Here is an 18,984-nt window from a genome sequence, read left to right as displayed (position 1 = left end):
CTCAACCAATCCTGAAAGAGGGGTGGTAGCTACCGTCTACGGCCCCCATGAAGTCGAACTCATACAATGTGACTGGCCCCATCGCGTCGCGATGCTGGCCCATGAAGAAGGCGAAGGCGTTCGGCCCGGACATGAAGAAATGCCGCCGCGCGCCGAAGGCTGGGCGCAGGGCCTTGATGGCATCGGCGATCTGGTCGGCGAGGTCTGCAGCGTGCTCGCCGCCAGCCAGGGATTTCTGACCCGTACCGCTTTCCGGGGTGACATGAAGGATGCGCCCGGCGCTGGGAACATTCGACTTCACGTATTCTTGGACATCGGCCAAGGCATTGCGGGAGAAGCTCACAACAACTGCGACGTCCTGCCCGTCGCCGATATCGATCACCGACGTCGACGCGGGCGCACCTTTCTTCCCGTCATCAGAACGCCAGACCGTCGTCGGGCCCCGTCCTTTCTGATTGAGTTCCACATGCGTGTTTGTCTTGAAGCCGAGCATCGCTCCGGCGAGGAAAGCGACCGAAGAGTGGCTGTCGAGGAACAACCGGAACTTCTTGTCGGTCTCGCGAACTCGGGTGAGGAAACTTTCGACGGCGGGCCGGACATCGGTGTTCCAATCGGCCCCCGCCTGGAGATGCCGGACTTCGAACATATGAAGGAGCGACAAGGTGTTCTCGGGCGTGGCATCGAGATAGTCCGTCGGGCCATCGCTGAACGACCGGATTGAGATGTTCTTCCGATCCTCCGGCTGCGTGGACTTGATCCAACCCTGCTCGATGCAAAGCCCCTCGAAGGCTTCCCTGGTCAGCTTGTTGCGTTGGGTGACTTTCAGGGCACGGGCGGCACCGTCGAACTTGAACTCGAGACTGTTTCCGCCGCTGGACAGGCCGACGACCTGGAACCGAAGATCCACGTTCTCCCTCATGTCCTGCAGGGAATGGTAGCCCTCCATGATGTGGAAGGTGTCGAGGATGGCGAAAAGTTCCTCGTCGGTATTGAGCTTGAGATGATTGCGCCAGAGCGCGCGGACTTCGCCCATCTCGCTTCGCTCGGTTTTGCCGACGGCCAGCTTGTCCATGTCCAAGGACTTGTCGGCTGTCTTGAGGAGCTTGGACAATGGATCGTCGTCGCGTACACGGTCGGTCGTGACGAGCGTGAACGTCGAGTTGGGAGGCGCCTTCTCCACAGCCTCCTTCAGACGTTCCAAGATCGAAACCGCCGTCGCACCAATGAATTCGGGCTCGATCAGATCTTTGAACCCGAAACGGCCAGCCTGGTTGACGTGGAACTTCACCTGGTGGTGAGCAGTCTCGACTTTGAACGAGCGACGCCCAGTTTGGCCTGGGCTATAGCGCACAACGACATCATCGAAACCCTTGGGACCGTCCGTTTCGTACGAGACCTCAACGACGTGAGGCGTTTCCGGGTTGCGGAGACCCGAAGCGTGTACCCAAAAGAACCGGGCCTGGTAGTCGTGCCCGTCCCAGTTTGCAATTACTGCGTCTGCCATGCCTTTTCACCTGCCGAAGTTGATTCCTGTTTTGTTCCTGGAGGCTTTTTCCGGGCACCGAAGTGCCCGGAAAGCTGTCCATCTGATGGCGCAATGACAAACCTAGTGGCGGGTAACATTCCCAACCGCTGAACCCGCTGTTCTGACAAACTTTAAGTCAAAATCGCAAAGTTCATGTCATCCCACACTAACTCTGCGCGGCTTGCTTAGCTGCAGCCGCTCGTCGCGCCGCAGGTGTCGCACTTCTCGCAGGTGCCGTTGCGCACCATGGTGAAGTTCTGGCACTCGGTGCACATGTTGCCGGTGTAGCCCTGCATGATCGAGCGGGCGCGGCGCTCGGCTTCCACCTTCTTGGCGTCCGACTTGGCCGATGCCGCTTCGGCGGCTGCCTTGTCGGAGAAGAGGGCGGTCACCTCCTGCTCGACTTCGGTGGCGACCTCTTCGGCCAGTTCCGCAGCGCGCTCTTCATAGTCGCGCTTGAAGGCGACGATTTCGGAGGTTGCAATCGCCGTCGTCGTCTCGATCTTGCGCACCGTGTTTCCGGCGATCGCCGTCACGGTTGCGCCGGAGGAGGCGCGGGCAGGGGCTGCCGTCGACGAGCCCTTCGGCTCGCTGCCGGTGCGGTCGCCGGTGCCGCCGACGATGGTTGGCTTGTAGCCGCGGGTCCAGCCGGTGGAGATCAGGTTGGTCTTGCCTTCCTGGATGCCCTTGCCGAGTGCCGTGTTGCCGAAGTCGGAGGTGTCGACATGGGCGAGGTCGTGGCGGCCGAGATAGGAGACCGCCAGTTCGCGGAAGACGTAGTCGAGGATCGACGTCGCGTTCTTGATCGCGTCGTTGCCCTGGACCATGCCGGCCGGCTCGAACTTGGTGAAGGTGAAGGCCTCCACATATTCTTCCAGCGGCACGCCGTATTGCAGGCCGAGCGAGATGGCGATGGCGAAGTTGTTCATCATCGCACGGAAGGCAGCCCCTTCCTTGTGCATGTCGATGAAGATCTCGCCGAGGCGGCCATCACCGAATTCGCCGGTGCGCAGATACACCTTGTGACCACCGACGACGGCCTTCTGGGTGTAGCCCTGGCGGCGGTTCGGCAGCTTTTCGCGGGCGCGGATCACCTTCTCGATGACGCGCTCGACGATCTTCTCGGTGATGGTGACGGCCTGGGCGGCGGCGGGCGCCTGGATCAGATCCTCCAGGGCATCTTCGTCCTTGTCGTCCTCGATCAGCGACGCGTTCAGCGGCTGCGACAGCTTGGAACCGTCGCGGTAGAGCGCGTTTGCCTTCAGCGCCAGCTTCCACGAAAGCATGTAGGCGTTCTTGCAATCCTCGACGGTCGCCTCGTTCGGCATGTTGATCGTCTTGGAGATGGCGCCCGAGATGAACGGCTGGGCGGCGGCCATCATGCGGATGTGGCTTTCGACCGAGAGATAACGCTTGCCGATCTTGCCGCAGGGGTTGGCGCAATCGAAGACGGGCAGGTGCTCGTTCTTCAGGAACGGCGCGCCTTCAAGCGTCATCGCACCGCAGACGTGGATGTTCGCCGCTTCGATGTCCTTCTTGGTGAAGCCCATGTGGTCGAGCAGGTTGAAGTCCATCGCGCCAAGCTGTTCGTCGGTGACCTTCAGCGTGCCCTTCAGGAAGTCGGCGCCGAGCGTCCACTGGTTGAAGACGAACTTGATGTCGAAGGCGCTCTTCAGCGCGGCGTTGACCGCTTCCACCTTCTCGTCGGTGAAGCCCTTGGCCTTCAGCGTCGACGGGTTGATGGCCGGCGCCTGGTTCAGGTTGCCGTGACCGACGGCGTAAGCCTCGATCTCGGCGATCTGGCTTTCGCTATAGCCGAGCGAACGCAGCGCTTCCGGAACGGCGCGGTTGATGATCTTGAAGTAGCCGCCGCCGGCAAGCTTCTTGAACTTCACCAGCGCGAAGTCGGGCTCGATGCCGGTCGTGTCGCAGTCCATGACGAGGCCGATCGTGCCGGTCGGCGCGATAACGGTTGCCTGGGCGTTGCGGTAGCCGTGCTTCTCGCCGAGTTCCAGTGCCTTGTCCCAGGCGCTCATGGCGTGGATGACGAGGTCCTGATCCGGGTTGTCGCCATGGATGAGCGCGACCGGGTTGACAGAGAGCGCTTCGTAACCGGTCGTCTCGCCATAGGCGGCGCGGCGGTGGTTGCGGATGACGCGCAGCATGTTGTCGCGGTTCGGCGCAAAGCCCGGGAACGGACCGAGCTTCTCGGCCATCTCGGCCGAGGTGGCGTAGGAGACACCGGTCATGATCGCTGTCAGCGCACCGGCAATGGCGCGGCCTTCGGCGCTGTCATAGGGGATGCCCGACGACATCAGCAGGCCGCCGATATTGGCATAGCCGAGGCCGAGGGTGCGGTATTCGTAGGAAAGCTCGGCAATCTCGCGGGACGGGAACTGCGCCATCATGACCGAGACTTCGAGGACGATGGTCCACAGACGGACGGCGTGCTCGTAGTCGGCGATGTTGATGCGCTTGGTCGCTGCGTCCTTGAACATCATCAGGTTCAGCGAGGCGAGGTTGCAGGCGGTGTCGTCGAGGAACATGTATTCCGAGCACGGATTCGACGCGCGGATCGGGCCGGCGGCGGGGCTCGTGTGCCAGTCGTTCATCGTGGTGTTGAAGTGCAGCCCCGGATCGGCCGATGCCCAGGCGGCATAGGAGATCGACTCCCAGAGGTCACGGGCCTTCAGCGTCTTCATCACGCGGCCGTCCTTGCGGGCGGTCAGGTGCCAGTCGCCATCGGCTTCGACGGCGCGCAGGAAGTCGTCCTTGATCGAGACCGAGTTGTTGGAGTTCTGGCCCGATACCGTGAGGTAGGCTTCCGAATCCCAGTCGGTGTCGTAGGTCTTGAACTCGAGGTCCTTGTAGCCTTGCTTGGCGAACTGGATGACGCGCTGGACGTAGTTTTCCGGAACCAGCGCCTGCTTGGCGGCGCGGATTTCGCGCTTCAGCGCCGGGTTCTGCTTCGGGTCATAGCAGGCGTCGTCGGTGCCTTCGCAGTTGACGCAGGCCTTCATGATCGCCTTCAGATGCTTGGCGACGACCTTGGAGCCGGTGACAAGCGCTGCAACCTTCTGCTCTTCCTTGACCTTCCAGTTGATGTATTCCTCGATATCCGGATGGTCGATGTCGACGACGACCATCTTGGCAGCGCGGCGGGTAGTGCCGCCCGACTTGATGGCACCGGCAGCACGGTCGCCGATCTTCAGGAACGACATCAGGCCGGAGGACTTACCGCCGCCCGAGAGCTTTTCGCCTTCGCTGCGCAGATAAGAGAAGTTGGAGCCGGTACCAGAACCGTACTTGAACAGGCGCGCTTCACGCACCCAGAGGTCCATGATCCCGCCTTCGTTGACGAGATCGTCACCGACCGACTGGATGAAGCAGGCATGCGGCTGCGGATGCTCATAGGCCGACTTGGACTTGGTCAGCTTGCCGGTAAAGGGGTCGACGTAGAAATGGCCCTGGCCGGGGCCGTCGATGCCGTAGGCCCAGTGCAGGCCGGTGTTGAACCATTGCGGCGAGTTCGGCGCGACGCGCTGGGTGGCAAGCATGTAGGCAAGTTCGTCCTGGAAGGCGGAAGCGTCTTCCTCGGTGTCGAAATAGCCGCCCTTCCAGCCCCAATAGGCCCAGGTGCCGGCCAGGCGATCGAAAACCTGGCGGGCATCGGTTTCGGAACCGTACTGCTCGTCCTTCGGCAACGCCTTCAGCGCATCCGTGTCGGGAACCTGGCGCCAGAGGAAGGAGGGGACGTCATTCTCCTCGACGCGCTTCATCTTGGCGGGAACGCCCGCCTTGCGGAAATACTTCTGGGCGAGAATGTCGGCGGCAACCTGGCTGAACTGCGCCGGTACGTCGATATCGGCAAGGCGGAAGACGATCGAGCCATCAGGGTTCTTGATTTCACTCGTAGCCTTGCGGAATTCGATCTCCGCATAGGCGGATTGCCCGGCCTTGGTGAAACGACGTTCGATCTTCATTGTCCCTGGTCCTTCGTGTTGCCTAGCGCCCGCCACAGGCGCAATTGTCCCCGCCCGGTCGCGAGGGCATCCCGCAACCAGTCTCAGCTTCCGTCCTTGGAGGGAAACCCATTCCTGGGTGACCCTGTATCTTGTGAGATAGGCTGGCTGCAAATACTAAATATAGTATCAACAGCTTCTTCATGCCAGCCAAATGTTGCCCCGGTGGACCCAAAAAAGCGCACAGAAATCCTCAGGGCGACCCCATGGTGAAATCCATGACTGCCGCCTGTCAGAACCGCCGATTTGGGGAGAGGAACCGGGACTTGAACAATCCGGTCCGCCGCCGTTGCAACGTTAGATCCATTAACCGTGAATCGTCCGGGGGCGTCAAGGGGTGGTTTGTGACGGAAGTTTGAGCCCTAGATGTTGTGTGGACCGGCTGTGGAAAACGGGGACATCGGCCAATGCCATGAAAATCAGGCACTTCCGGAGGTTGCCTGTGAGACTGACGCAACGGTCGGCACGCAAACGAAATTTTGACGGGTAAAAACCCGCATAAAAACTGTCCCTTACGGTAGGCTCGGTTGCATCAGAGAAAGCGATATGGGGTGGCACGGTGATTCGTTTTTTAGCGGTCCCGTAGCACCGGTGCTTGGTTCGCAACCGACGCCAACACCGCCCGGCATGGCTGAAGTCAAAGGCCCCGCGACAGACCTGACCCGAGGCGCGATGGGATCCAGGGGCGTGGATGCGCCTTAAGGGGCCAGACGCGTCCGCGCGCACCTGGCCCATTGGGTGTCAATCGACGCGCTTCTGCAATTCGCGCGCGCCGTTCGGCGCATTCACCTTGCCTTCGGTGATGAAGAAGGCGAACACGTCGCGTGGCTCCTTGTCGGCCTTGCGGTCAGGCGCGCTCTTCTCCAGTCCACTCGGCTCGTCGCCCGCGGCAAAGGTCTTGGCGCGCTCGGCCCAAAGGTCGAGCTTGTCGGCGGCATAGCAGGTCTTGATATCGTCGCTGCCCTTCTGCAGGCGAAGATAGACGAAATCGGCAGTGACATCGGCGATCATCGGATAGTCCGCATGCTCGGCGAGCACGACGCCCACCTTATATTTCTCCAGAAGCGAGACAAAATCCGGAGACTGGAAGGTCGGGTTGCGGACCTCGACCACATGGCGGAGCGGCAAGCCGTCCTGTTTCTCCGGCAGAAGCTTCAGGAAACCCTCGAAATCCTCAGGGTCGAACTTCTTCGTCGGTGCGAACTGCCAGAGGATGGGGCCGAGATGCGGCCCGAGCTCGGTGAGCCCCTGCGTCAGGAATCGCTCCATGGATTCACCGGCTTCCGAGAGAACCTTGCGGTTGGTGACGAACCGGCTCGCCTTCAGCGAAAAGATGAAATCGTCAGGCACTTCCGACGCCCATTTGGCGAAGGTCTCTGGTTTCTGTGACGAGTAATAGGTGCCGTTCACCTCGATCGCCCGCAGCTCCTTGCCCGCATGTTCGAGCTGCCGCTTCTTCGCCAGCGTCTCGGGATAGAAGGTGCCTTCCCAGGGCTCGAAGGTCCAGCCGCCGATACCAACACGGATCTTTCCGGATTTTGCCATGCCATCCTCCTACTTTGTTTTGAACATCGTCGATTGTCGCGTTAGAACGGAACGGATCATTTACCCTGAGCTACTGGATTAATGCTGTGCTGTAAGTCCGCCGTTCGCGCGATCAAGCCGTCAAGTTTATCCATTAACTGTTCCGCGAAAATCGCGAGCATGACGCCGGCCATCGCGCTGGCGCGTTCAGGTCGAATGCGTTTTTTCTCTGAGAACGTTACCGTTCGAGTAATCCGATCTGTAGTCGCAAAGAACTGATGGTGTCCCATAGTGTTTGGATGGCACCGCTCAGAAAGTAGATTGTAGTGTCGAAGTACCCCAGGAAAAATGCGATCCAAAGCCTCAATAGAGGTTAGAACGTTCGTTGATCTAAATCTCGGATTTTCTCTAACGGCTTCCGCATCACGCGTCGAAAAGGTCTTCCCCATTACGAGGCCGTCTATTTCCTCCAGGTCTTCGCGGTCGAGGTGGCGCTCTATCCTTGAAATAAAGTCTTGAAATACCGAAACCGTCTCTATGAACGCACGTGCTGCGAGTATTCCCATGAGTACTTCATCAGAGTCGCATGCACGGATTGCACCAGTTCCCAATGAAACAAGCCGATACAGCATCGCTTGCTGGTACACAGCAATCTTCCACGCCAGCTTCGAACGGAGGAAGGGGCCCTCAACTTCAATACTTGGAAGTCTCCGATCGGAAAGACGCGAAAGAGCTGAGCTCACCTCACGGAGGACCTGACCATCACAACTCTCTGACGCATCAGAACCACCGGAACTACTCATAAACGTTTCACTCTGCCGCCTCGACCTTCTTCATCGGCCGCCGCTCCAGAAGCTCCTTGAGGAACTGACCGGTGTAGGAGCGCTTCTCCTTGACGACCTCTTCCGGCGTGCCCTTGGCGATGACTTCGCCGCCGCCGTCGCCGCCTTCCGGACCAAAGTCGATGACCCAGTCCGCCGTCTTGATGACTTCGAGATTGTGCTCGATGACGACGACCGAATTGCCCTGGTTGACCAGCTCATGCAGAACTTCAAGAAGCTTGGCTACGTCATGGAAATGCAAGCCGGTGGTCGGCTCGTCCAGAATATAAAGCGTGCGGCCGGTCGAGCGCTTCGACAGTTCCTTGGCGAGCTTGACGCGCTGCGCCTCGCCGCCCGAGAGCGTATTGGCCTGCTGGCCGACCTTGATATAGCCGAGGCCGACCTGGTTCAGCGTCACCAGCTTGTCGCGCACCGAGGGGACGGCGGCGAAGAAGTCGACACCTTCCTCGACGGTCATGTCGAGCACGTCGGCGATCGACTTGCCCTTGAAATGCACGTCGAGCGTTTCGCGGTTGTAGCGCTTGCCGTGGCAGACGTCGCAGGTGACGTAGACATCCGGCAGGAAGTGCATCTCGATCTTGATGACGCCGTCGCCCTGGCAGGCCTCGCAGCGGCCGCCCTTGACGTTGAAGGAGAAGCGGCCCGGCTGATAACCGCGCGCCTTTGCCTCCGGTAGGCCGGCGAACCAGTCGCGGATCGGCGTGAAGGCGCCGGTATAGGTCGCCGGGTTCGAGCGCGGCGTGCGGCCGATCGGCGACTGGTCGATGTCGATCACCTTGTCGATATGCTCGAAGCCGTCGATGCGGTCGTGCTCGGCCGGGTTTTCGCGCGCACCCATGATGCGGCGAGCGGCGGCCTTGTAGAGGGTCTCGATCAGGAACGTCGACTTGCCGCCGCCGGAAACCCCGGTGACGGCGGTGAAGACGCCGAGCGGGATCGAAGCAGTGACGTTCTTCAGGTTGTTGGCGCGCGCGCCGACAACGGTGATTTCCTTTTTCTTCTTCGGCTTGCGGCGCTCCGAGGGCACGGTCACCGAAAGCTCGCCGGAGAGATATTTGCCGGTCAGCGATTTCGGGTTGGCCATGATGTCGGAGGGCGAGCCTTGGGCGATGACTTCACCGCCGTGGATACCGGCGGCCGGACCGATATCGACGACATAGTCGGCCGTCAGGATCGCGTCCTCGTCGTGTTCGACGACGATCACCGTGTTGCCGATGTCGCGCAGATGACGGAGCGTTTCGAGCAGGCGGGCATTGTCGCGCTGGTGCAGGCCGATCGACGGTTCGTCGAGCACGTAGAGAACGCCGGTCAGGCCCGAGCCGATCTGCGAGGCCAGGCGAATGCGCTGGCTTTCGCCGCCCGACAAGGTGCCGGAGTTGCGTGAGAGGCTCAGATATTCGAGACCGACGTCGTTGAGAAAGCGCAGGCGGTCGCGGATTTCTTTCAGGATACGGACGGCGATTTCGTTCTGCTTGGCATTGAGATGCGCCGGCAGCGCCTCGAACCAGTCGCGTGCGACGCGGATCGACATCTCGGTGACCTGGCCGATGTGCAGCGCATGGATCTTGACCGCGAGCGCCTCCGGCTTCAGGCGGAAGCCGGCGCAGGCCGGGCAGGGGGCGGCCGACATGTAGCGCTCGATCTCCTCACGCGCCCAGGCGCTGTCGGTTTCCTTCCAGCGGCGCTCGAGATTGGGCACGATGCCCTCGAAGTTCTTGGTGGTGTTGTAGGAGCGGGCGCCGTCTTCGTAATGGAAGACGATCTTTTCTTCCGTTCCGTGCAGGATCGCATCCTGCGCTGCAGACGACAGTTCATCCCAGCGGTTTCCGAGCTTGAAGCCGAACACCTTGCCGAGCGCTTCAAGTGTCTGGTTGTAATAAGGCGAGGAAGACTTGGCCCAGGGCGCAATCGCGCCATCGCGCAGCGTCCGGTGTTCTTCCGGAACGATCAGCGCCGTGTCGATCTTCTGCTGGCTGCCGAGACCGTCGCAGGTCGGGCAGGCGCCGAAGGGGTTATTGAAGGAGAACAGCCGCGGCTCGATCTCGGAGATCGTAAAGCCGGAAACCGGGCAGGCGAACTTTTCCGAAAACAGCACGCGCTCATGGGTTTCGTTGAGCGACTTGTTGGCCGAGCCGCCGGCGGCGGTTTCTTCGGGCGGCAAAGGCTTGTCGGCGAATTCGGCAACGGCGAGCCCATCGGCGAGCGTCAGGCAAGTCTCCAGGCTGTCGGCCAGGCGCGAGGCCAAATCCGGCCTGACGACGACGCGGTCGACCACCACGTCGATATCGTGCTTGTATTTCTTGTCGAGCGCCGGAACCTCGGCGATCTCGTAGAAGGTGCCGTCGACCTTGACGCGTTGAAAGCCCTTCTTCATCAGTTCGGCGAGTTCCTTCTTGTACTCGCCCTTGCGGCCGCGCACGAGCGGCGCAAGGATGTAGAGGCGCGTGCCTTCGCCGAATTCAAGCACCCGGTCGACCATCTGGCTGACCGTCTGGCTCTCGATCGGAAGGCCCGTCGCCGGCGAATAGGGAACGCCGACGCGCGCAAAGAGCAGGCGCATGTAGTCGTAGATTTCGGTGACGGTACCGACCGTCGAGCGCGGGTTGCGCGAGGTCGTCTTCTGCTCGATCGAGATTGCCGGCGACAGGCCGTCGATCTGGTCGACATCCGGCTTCTGCATCATTTCGAGGAACTGGCGCGCATAGGCCGACAGGCTCTCGACATAACGGCGCTGGCCCTCGGCATAGATCGTATCGAAGGCGAGCGACGATTTGCCCGAGCCGGAAAGGCCGGTCATCACGATTAGCTTGTTGCGCGGCAGATCGAGGTCGATGCCTTTCAGATTGTGCTCGCGCGCACCACGAATGGAGAGGGTCTTGAGTTCACTCATCGGAAGCCAGCTTTTGCATGTCGGTTGAAAGCCCCCTATGTAATGACGCTAGCGCCCATGTCGAGGCGCAATCGGCAAATGAGGCGGCCAATTCGAGTCGGTTGACAGGATCATAGCCAAATACTAGAACAAATAAAGAACAAATCGCCCATAAAACGACCAAAACTTTTGTGGATTATGTGCGAGGCGGGGCGTATCAGCAGCAACAGGCCGCTAAGATACGCGCTCTTGAAATTCCAAGCCGGGTCCATGGCCCGGTGAAACCACGGGAAAAGCAACATGGCTGGAAGCGTCAACAAGGTGATCTTGATCGGAAATGTCGGGGCAGACCCGGAAATCCGGCGCACGCAGGACGGCCGGCCGATCGCCAACCTGCGCATCGCAACCTCCGAGACCTGGCGCGACCGCAACAGCGGCGAGCGCAAGGAAAAGACCGAATGGCACACGGTCGTGGTCTTCAACGAGGGCCTTTGCAAGGTTGTCGAGCAATATGTGAAGAAGGGCGCCAAGCTCTATATCGAAGGCGCACTGCAGACCCGCAAGTGGCAGGACCAGAACGGCAACGACCGCTACTCGACGGAAGTCGTGCTGCAGGGCTTCGGCTCGACGCTGACGATGCTTGACGGTCGCGGCGAAGGCGGTGGTTCCGGCGTCAGCCGTGGCGGTGGCAGTGGTGCGGGCGACTTCGGCGGCGGCAACTTCGGTGGCGGCGGCTACGACGATTACGACCAGCCGCGCCAGTCTTCGGGCGGCGGCCGTTCGGGCGGCAGCCAGGGTGGACAGGGCGGCCAGGGCGGCGGCTTCTCGCGCGATATGGACGACGACATTCCGTTCTGATCGCAAGCCGATTTGCATTGACGAAAAACGCCACGCCCTGCGGACGTGGCGTTTTTTTTGGTTTCTTCGTTGGTCCTCGGCGAAGACGGCGCGTGGCTGCGCGATCTTAAAGTGCCATTGCCGATTTGACCCCGTCGACGACGAACTGCACTGCAAGGGCTGCCAGGATGACGCCGAGCAGGCGGGTGAGAATGGCGCGGCCGGTAACGCCAAGGAAGCGATCGACGCGTTCGGCAATGACCAGTGCCAGAAACACGCTGAACATCGACAGCGCGATGACGATCAAGAGCTGCGTGCGCTCCACAGCGGTCGGAAACGAGCCGGCGAGCAGGATCGTTGCAGATATCGCGCCTGGGCCGGCAATCAGCGGCAGGGCCAGCGGAAAGACCGCGATATTGTGGATGTGATCCTTGACCGTCGCATTCTCGCCGGTCTTCTCCTTGCGCTCCTGCCGCTTCTCGAAAATCATCTCGAACGCGATCCAGAAGAGCAGCAGACCGCCGGCGATGCGGAAGGCGCCGATCGAGATGCCGAGCAGGCCAAGAATGCTGTTGCCGAAGAGCGCGAAGGCCGCGAGAATGAAGAAGGCGATCAGCGAGCCGCGGGTGGCTACCTGAAAGCGCTCCTGCCGGCTGAGGCCGACTGTCAGGCTCAGGAAAATCGGCGCAAGGCCGGGTGGATCGAGCGTGACGAGAAGCGTGGTGAGCGCATTGACCAGGAGGTCGACATTGAACATCCGTTTCCCCTTCCGGATTTCGCCCCGGGTTTTCCCGGTGGCATGACGGCATTGTTAGGCAAGCGGCACGGGCTTGGGAAGAGGGCGGCAATCAAAGTCTCAGCAATGACTTAATGAGCATTCGCTTGCCGTAAGCGGGGCGCAATCCGGCGCCGTCGCGGTGATTGTCGGCCGGGGTCTTCCGATTTCGCGCGCGATGCCCTAGAAAAGCCTGCTCCGGCGGCAAAAGACTGTTCACAACTGCTGTGCGGCTCATCGGGCCCGGGGCGGCCTATCGAGCGAATCGTGCAGCGAATCAAAGCGTTACAGGGACATCTTCACAGTCTGGCGGGCAAGAGGCGCCAAGGGCCGCAAATTGGCGCTTCCGGTGGCAATCCGCTATAAATATCCGACTGATTCTGAACAAAGATCGTGATCACCATTGACTGAGCAAAGCACTCCCGGCGGCGGAAAAACTCCGCCAGGCATCGAGCCGATTTCCATCATCGAGGAAATGCAGCGGTCCTATCTCGATTACGCGATGAGCGTTATCGTCAGCCGCGCGCTTCCCGACGTGCGTGACGGTCTGAAACCCGTGCATCGCCGTATCCTCTACGGGATGAGCGAGCTCGGCATCGACTGGAACAAGAAATACGTCAAGTGCGCCCGCGTCACCGGGGACGTGATGGGTAAGTACCACCCGCACGGCAACGCCGCGATCTACGACGCGCTGGCACGCATGGCGCAGGACTGGTCGCTCCGCCTGCCGTTGATCGACGGCCAGGGCAACTTCGGCTCCGTCGACGGTGACCCGCCGGCGGCCGAGCGCTACACCGAATGCCGCCTGCAGAAGGCCGCGCATTCGCTGCTCGACGATCTCGACAAGGAAACGGTCGACTTCCGCGACAACTACGACGGCACCCTGAGCGAGCCGTCAGTCGTTCCGGCGAAGTTCCCGAACCTGCTCGTCAACGGCGCCGGCGGTATCGCCGTCGGCATGGCGACGAACATCCCGCCGCACAATCTCGTCGAAGTCATCAACGGCTGCATGGCGCTGATCGACAATCCGGCGATCGAACTGCCGGAGCTGATGGAAATCATTCCGGGTCCGGACTTCCCGACCGGCGCGCTGATCCTCGGCCGCTCCGGCATCCGCTCGGCCTACGAGACCGGCCGCGGCTCCGTCATCATGCGCGGACGCGCCCATGTCGAGCCGATGCGCGGCGACCGCGAGCAGATCATCATCACCGAGATCCCCTTCCAGGTGAACAAGGCGACGATGATCGAGAAGATGGCCGAACTGGTGCGCGAGAAGCGCATCGAGGGCATCTCGGATCTGCGCGATGAATCCGACCGTCAGGGCTACCGCGTCGTCATCGAACTGAAGCGCGACGCCAACGCCGACGTCATCCTGAACCAGCTTTATCGCTACACGCCGCTGCAGACCTCCTTTGGCTGCAACATCGTTGCGCTGAACGGCGGCAAGCCGGAACAGATGACGCTGCTCGACATGCTGCGCGCTTTCGTCTCCTTCCGTGAGGAAGTCGTTAGCCGGCGCACGAAGTACCTGCTGCGCAAGGCGCGCGACCGCGCCCACGTGCTCGTCGGTCTTGCCATTGCGGTTGCCAATATCGACGAAATCATCAAGCTCATCCGCCATGCGCCCGATCCGCAGACAGCGCGCGAGCAGCTGATGGAGCGCCGTTGGCCAGCGCATGACGTCGAGAGCCTCGTCCGTCTGATCGACGATCCGCGCCACCGGATCAACGACGACAACACTTACAACCTCTCGGAAGAGCAGGCCCGCGCCATCCTCGATCTGCGTCTGCAGCGCCTGACAGCACTCGGCCGCGACGAAATCGGCGACGAACTCAACAAGATCGGCGAGGAAATCAAGGATTACCTCGACATCCTGTCGTCGCGCCTGCGCATCATGACGATTGTCAAGGACGAGCTCATCGCCATCCGTGACGAGTTCGGCACCCCGCGCCGTTCCGAGATCATGGAAGGCGGTCCGGACATGGACGATGAGGACCTCATCGCCCGTGAAGACATGGTCGTGACGGTTTCGCACCTCGGCTACATCAAGCGCGTACCGCTGACGACCTACCGGGCGCAGCGCCGCGGCGGCAAGGGGCGCTCGGGCATGGCGACCAGGGACGAGGATTTCGTTACCCGGCTATTCGTCGCCAATACCCATACGCCGGTTCTGTTCTTCTCCTCCCGTGGCATTGTCTACAAGGAGAAGGTCTGGCGCCTGCCGATCGGCACGCCGCAATCGCGCGGAAAGGCCCTGATCAACATGCTGCCGCTGGAACCCGGCGAACGCATCACCACGATCATGCCGCTTCCCGAGGACGAGACGACCTGGGAAAACCTCGACGTCATGTTCTCGACGACCCGCGGCACGGTTCGCCGCAACAAGCTGTCGGACTTCGTCCAGGTCAACCGCAACGGCAAGATCGCGATGAAGCTCGAGGAAGAGGGCGACGAGATCCTGTCCGTCGACACCTGCACGGAGCATGACGACGTCATGCTGACGACGGCGCTCGGCCAGTGCATCCGCTTCCCGGTCGACGACGTGCGCGTCTTTGCCGGCCGCAACTCGATCGGCGTTCGTGGCATCAACCTCGGCGATGGCGACCGCATCATCTCGATGGCGATCCTGGGCCATGTCGACGCCGAACCATGGGAGCGTGCAGCCTATCTCAAGCGCGCAGCCGCCGAGCGGCGCGCGACCAACGGCGACGAGGAAGAAATCGCGCTGGTGGGCGAGGAAGTCACCGATGGTGGCGAACTGTCGAACGAGCGCTTCGACGAGCTGAAAGCGCGCGAACAGTTCGTGCTGACGGTCTCGGAGAAAGGCTTCGGCAAGCGCTCGTCGTCCTACGATTTCCGCACCTCGGGCCGCGGTGGCAAGGGCATCCGCGCCACCGATACCTCGAAGACGACGGAAATCGGTGTACTCGTCGCGGCCTTCCCGATCGAAGACAACGATCAGATCATGCTCGTCTCCGATGGTGGCCAGTTGATCCGCGTGCCGATCAATGGCGTCCGGCTTGCGAGCCGCGCCACCAAGGGTGTCACCATCTTCTCGACCGCCAAGGACGAGAAGGTCGTTTCGGTCGAACGTATCAGCGAGCCGGAGAGCGACGAGGAGGAAGGCGAAGAGGCAGCCGTCGAGAACGGCGCGCCGGAAACGCCAGCCGAATCCGAGGGTTAATCGCCACGCGATAGAAACGCCTTGAAGTTGAAAGCCCGCCATTTTGGCGGGCTTTTTTTATTGGGGTGGGCTGGGCGTGTTACGCGCGCTCCAAGGAAAGAGCCCGCAGCGGCGACGCTGCTTGATGCATAGTCGCCGGGCTAGGCGGAGGGGGCGCCGCCTTTGGCCGCGGACGGGGCGCTGCGAATGTAGTCGCGCAGTCCCTTGGCAAGCGCATCGAAGGTGACGCGGCAGCGCGGCGCCGTCTTCAGGTTCTCGTGCATGACAAGCCAGGTATCGAGCTTCATTTCGAACAGGCCCGGCAGCACCGGGAGAAGAGCAGGGTCGCGCGCCGCCAGCCCGTTCTGGCAAATGCCGATGCCGAAGCCGGCGCGGATTGCGGCCAATTGGGCAAGGTTGCTGTCCGCCTTCAGCGCAAAGCGTGCGGCCGGCAGTTCCGGGGAGCGGGCGATGATCGCCCGGATCGCAGCGGTCTCGCGGTCGTAACCGATCAGACTGTGACCGGCGAGATCGGTCAGTGCCTGCGGCATGCCGCGCCGCTCGATGTAGCGGCGATGCGCATGAAAGCCCAAGGGAACCGCGCCGATATGTCGGGCGATCAGCGCATCCTGTGCGGGCGCGACCATGCGCACCGCGATATCGGCCTCCTGTCGCAACAGATCCTCGACCGCATCCGAGGCGGAGAGTTCGATCGTCAGTTCCGGATAGGCGGCGTGCAGGTCCGCCAGGATCGGCGGCAGGACCTCGATGCCGATGACCTCGCTGGCGCTGATGCGCACGGTACCACTGACCGTCTCGCGTTGGCTGGAGGCTTCCCGCAGCAGGGCGGCCGAGGTCGCGGCCAGCGTTTCGGCATAGGGCTTGAGCGCCAATGCGGCATCGGTCGGCATCAGACCGTGCGGCGAGCGTACGAAGAGCGGATAGCCAAGTGCACCTTCCATGGCGTCCACGTGTCGACCGACGGACGGCTGCGTCAGGCCGAGTTCGCGGGCGGCTGCCGACAACGATCCCTGCTGCAGCACCGAAAGGAACGTTCTGTAGAAATCCCAGTTCAAATCCGACTTGCTCATATATTTCAGTATAGCTGGCAAAGATATTTCGGCAATTCCGTTTAGCTCGTTCATACGTGATGCTGTCTTCATCGAAACGGATGGAGCGTGACATGACCGAGAGTGAGAAAAGAACAAAGAGCGTGCTGGTGCTTGGGGCAACGGGTGGCATCGGCAGTGCCGTCGCGCGCGGGCTCAACAAGCGCGGCTGGCAGGTGCGCGCCCTGAACCGAAACGCCGGGAAGGCAGCGCAAACCGAGCCGGCTTTCGACTGGCGGCAAGGCGATGCCATGAACGCGCGTGAGGTTCGCGCCGCGGCCGAAGGGGTCGATCTGATCGTGCATGCCGTCAATCCGCCCGGTTACCGCAATTGGGGCACCCTGGTGCTTCCGATGCTCGACAGCACGATCGCCGCGGCCAAAGCCACGGGCGCATCCATTCTCTTGCCGGGAACGATCTATAATTTCGGCCGGGACGCCTTTCCCGTGCTGACGGAGGACGCGCCGCAAAACCCCGATACCGACAAGGGGAGAATTCGCAAGGAAATGGAACTGCGCCTGAAGCAGGCATCCGAAGCTGGCGTCAGGGTGATCATCGTACGGGCAGGGGATTTCTTCGGTCCCGGCGCTGCCAACAACTGGTTCTCGCAAGGGCTGGTGAAGCCGGGCAAACCGCTGACGGCGATCTCGTATCCGGGGCGCGAAGGCATCGCGCATCAATGGGCCTATCTGCCCGATGTCGCCGAAACGATGATCCGGCTGGTGGAGAGCAAGGACCAGTTGCCGCGCTTTGCCGTCTACCACATGCGCGGCTTCCTCGACCGCAATGGGACGGGGATGATCGAAGCCATACGGCGCGCGGTCGGCAAGCCGGCCCTCCCGGTTCGAGCATTTCCCTGGTGGTTGATTACCTTGGCCTCGCCTTTCATGCCGCTCTTTCGGGAACTGCGCGAGATGCGTCATCTTTGGCGCGAGCCCCTGCGCATGCCGAACGAACGACTTCTGGCTGTTCTCGGAGAAGAGCCGCATACGCCGATCGACGAGGCGGTCGCAACAACATTGCGCGGCCTTGGCTGCTGGGACAACCGGCAGGCGATCACTCGTCCGCAGGCGATCGCAATGCGCTAATGATGTCCTGGATCGATTTCGAACAGGCGGTCGGTGAGGCGTTCTGCAGTAGCCTCTGCCCACCGCTTCCCTTTGAAGATGCTTCGCCGCAGGAGTGAGGTGCTCGCGGATGGGATCATGCCCGAACAGCTATCGGCGCTGACCGATCGCGAAATTGTGCTGGCCGCGCGGTTCGGCGAGTATTCGAGGCCCATGCACGATCGCAGGAGCAGACAAGAACGGCGATCGGCCAGACCCCGCTGCGCTGGCCGTCGGGCTCGCTCGAGGTTTAGCGCGAAACTCAGTTCCGGAAGACCAGGCAAGCGCCGCCGCTCTTGCGGATGGAGGCGCAAAGCTTGTTTGCGTCCGCCTGGGTCTCGCGGCCGATGCGGGCGGCGTAGCGGATCCTGAGGCCGAAGCTGGCATTGCGCTCCCTGAGCAGCAGCGGCTTCTCGCTGCGGATCGTTTCCGGCAAGCGCTTGACCGCACGCACGAACAGCCGTTGTGCCACGGACTTCTGAAAGTGTGCCGCAAGCTGCACGCCCCAGGGCGCCCATTCCGCTTCGTCTATCACCTCGATGTCGCGAAGCCGCCGCGTGCTGGCGAGCGCCACGCAGCCGTCGATAAAGTCCTTGTTCTTGTCGAGCGTCAGATCGAGAATTTTCGGTGGATTGTCGCGCCAGTCCTCGACGCTATAGGCGGTGATCGCCAGCACGTAGTTGCGCGTTTCGGCCGGCAGCCAATCGACCTCGAGAAACCGCTCCAGCCCGTTTTCGCCGGCATTGTAGGCGGCAGCGGCAAAGCCGAGATTGCCGTAGCGCGACTTGAGCTCGTTCAGATATTCGGCCGACTTGCCGAGCGCCTCGACGACATCGAAACTGTTGTTGAGGCCGCGCATCTTCGCCGTCCCCGGCATGAACTGCGCGATGCCCTCGGCGCCCTTGGGGCTGACGGCATTCGGCCGGAACAGGCTTTCGCGCCAGATCAGGCGGGCGAAGAAGGCCGCCGGCAGGTCGTTCACCGTTGCATAGTGATCAATGACGCCGCAGATGTCCCGGGCGAAATTTTCCTTGCTGATGCAGAGAGCTTTCGCTGGGTCGGCGGCCGACCGCCCGGAATAGACGCATTTCGGTGGAGAGACGAGGTCATCGATACGAGCGGCCGCGGGAACTGCTGCGTAAGCGGGAATGCTGACGGCCAGCGCCAGCGCCGCTCTCGCGACACGTGCCCAAGCGCCCGATCGTACCTTGC

At 61.7% G+C, this 18,984-nt stretch carries 11 protein-coding genes; 3 read left to right on the top strand and 8 right to left on the bottom strand.

All coding sequences use genetic code 11. From position 1 onward, the window contains the following. Window position 1: 1 nt before the first annotated feature. From XB14_RS08765 to uvrA, 5 genes are all read right to left on the bottom strand, one after another. On the bottom strand, window positions 2–1,504 hold the full coding sequence (locus tag XB14_RS08765) for an SAVED domain-containing protein (protein ID WP_077961223.1): 1,503 nt from the start codon (window positions 1,502–1,504) through the stop codon (window positions 2–4). A gap of 206 nt (window positions 1,505–1,710) precedes the next feature. After that, entirely contained in the window at window positions 1,711–5,508 is a 3,798-nt protein-coding gene (locus XB14_RS08760; RefSeq protein WP_077961222.1) for a vitamin B12-dependent ribonucleotide reductase, read from the bottom strand. A 780-nt stretch (window positions 5,509–6,288) separates the two neighbouring features. Further along, window positions 6,289–7,092, bottom strand: a complete 804-nt coding sequence (locus XB14_RS08755; protein WP_077961221.1) for a DUF72 domain-containing protein — start codon at window positions 7,090–7,092, stop codon at window positions 6,289–6,291. Window positions 7,093–7,148: 56 nt separating this feature from the next. Then, window positions 7,149–7,718 (bottom strand): hypothetical protein, encoded by a 570-nt coding sequence (locus XB14_RS08750; protein ID WP_077961220.1) that lies wholly within the window; start codon window positions 7,716–7,718, stop codon window positions 7,149–7,151. Between the two features lie 163 nt (window positions 7,719–7,881). Further along, window positions 7,882–10,803, bottom strand: a complete 2,922-nt coding sequence (gene uvrA, locus XB14_RS08745) for an excinuclease ABC subunit UvrA (protein WP_077961219.1) — start codon at window positions 10,801–10,803, stop codon at window positions 7,882–7,884. A gap of 279 nt (window positions 10,804–11,082) precedes the next feature. Here uvrA and XB14_RS08740 point away from each other — a divergent pair, with 279 nt between their 5' ends. Next, window positions 11,083–11,640: a single-stranded DNA-binding protein gene (locus XB14_RS08740; protein WP_077961218.1), complete on the top strand. Its 558-nt coding sequence runs from the start codon at window positions 11,083–11,085 to the stop codon at window positions 11,638–11,640. 106 nt (window positions 11,641–11,746) lie between these two features. Here the strand turns inward: XB14_RS08740 and XB14_RS08735 are convergent, their stop codons facing one another. Then, a complete protein-coding gene (locus XB14_RS08735; RefSeq protein ID WP_077961217.1) occupies window positions 11,747–12,376 on the bottom strand; it encodes a MarC family protein in 630 nt (209 codons plus the stop codon). A 421-nt stretch (window positions 12,377–12,797) separates the two neighbouring features. Here XB14_RS08735 and gyrA point away from each other — a divergent pair, with 421 nt between their 5' ends. Next, on the top strand, window positions 12,798–15,578 hold the full coding sequence (gyrA, locus tag XB14_RS08730; RefSeq protein WP_077961216.1) for a DNA gyrase subunit A: 2,781 nt from the start codon (window positions 12,798–12,800) through the stop codon (window positions 15,576–15,578). 140 nt (window positions 15,579–15,718) lie between these two features. On the opposite strand, the gene XB14_RS08725 is transcribed toward gyrA, so the two are convergent. Beyond that, window positions 15,719–16,648, bottom strand: coding sequence for a LysR family transcriptional regulator (locus XB14_RS08725; RefSeq protein ID WP_077961215.1), 930 nt, complete (start codon window positions 16,646–16,648; stop codon window positions 15,719–15,721). Between the two features lie 92 nt (window positions 16,649–16,740). Between XB14_RS08725 and XB14_RS08720 the strand changes: the two genes are divergently transcribed. Further along, the gene (locus tag XB14_RS08720; RefSeq protein WP_077961214.1) at window positions 16,741–17,754 is read left to right on the top strand and encodes an NAD(P)H-binding protein; all 1,014 of its coding nucleotides are present in this window, start codon (window positions 16,741–16,743) and stop codon (window positions 17,752–17,754) included. A gap of 280 nt (window positions 17,755–18,034) precedes the next feature. Here XB14_RS08720 and XB14_RS08715 read toward each other — a convergent pair whose 3' ends face one another. Beyond that, the gene (locus tag XB14_RS08715) at window positions 18,035–18,922 is read right to left on the bottom strand and encodes a lytic transglycosylase domain-containing protein (RefSeq protein WP_234804035.1); all 888 of its coding nucleotides are present in this window, start codon (window positions 18,920–18,922) and stop codon (window positions 18,035–18,037) included. Window positions 18,923–18,984: the final 62 nt, after the last annotated feature.

It is taken from the genome of Ensifer adhaerens (genome assembly GCF_002007205.1).
GTDB classification, from domain to species: domain Bacteria; phylum Pseudomonadota; class Alphaproteobacteria; order Rhizobiales; family Rhizobiaceae; genus Ensifer; species Ensifer adhaerens_D.
Note: the sequence above shows the minus strand (reverse complement) of the source record. Positions and strands in the feature narration are given on the sequence as shown.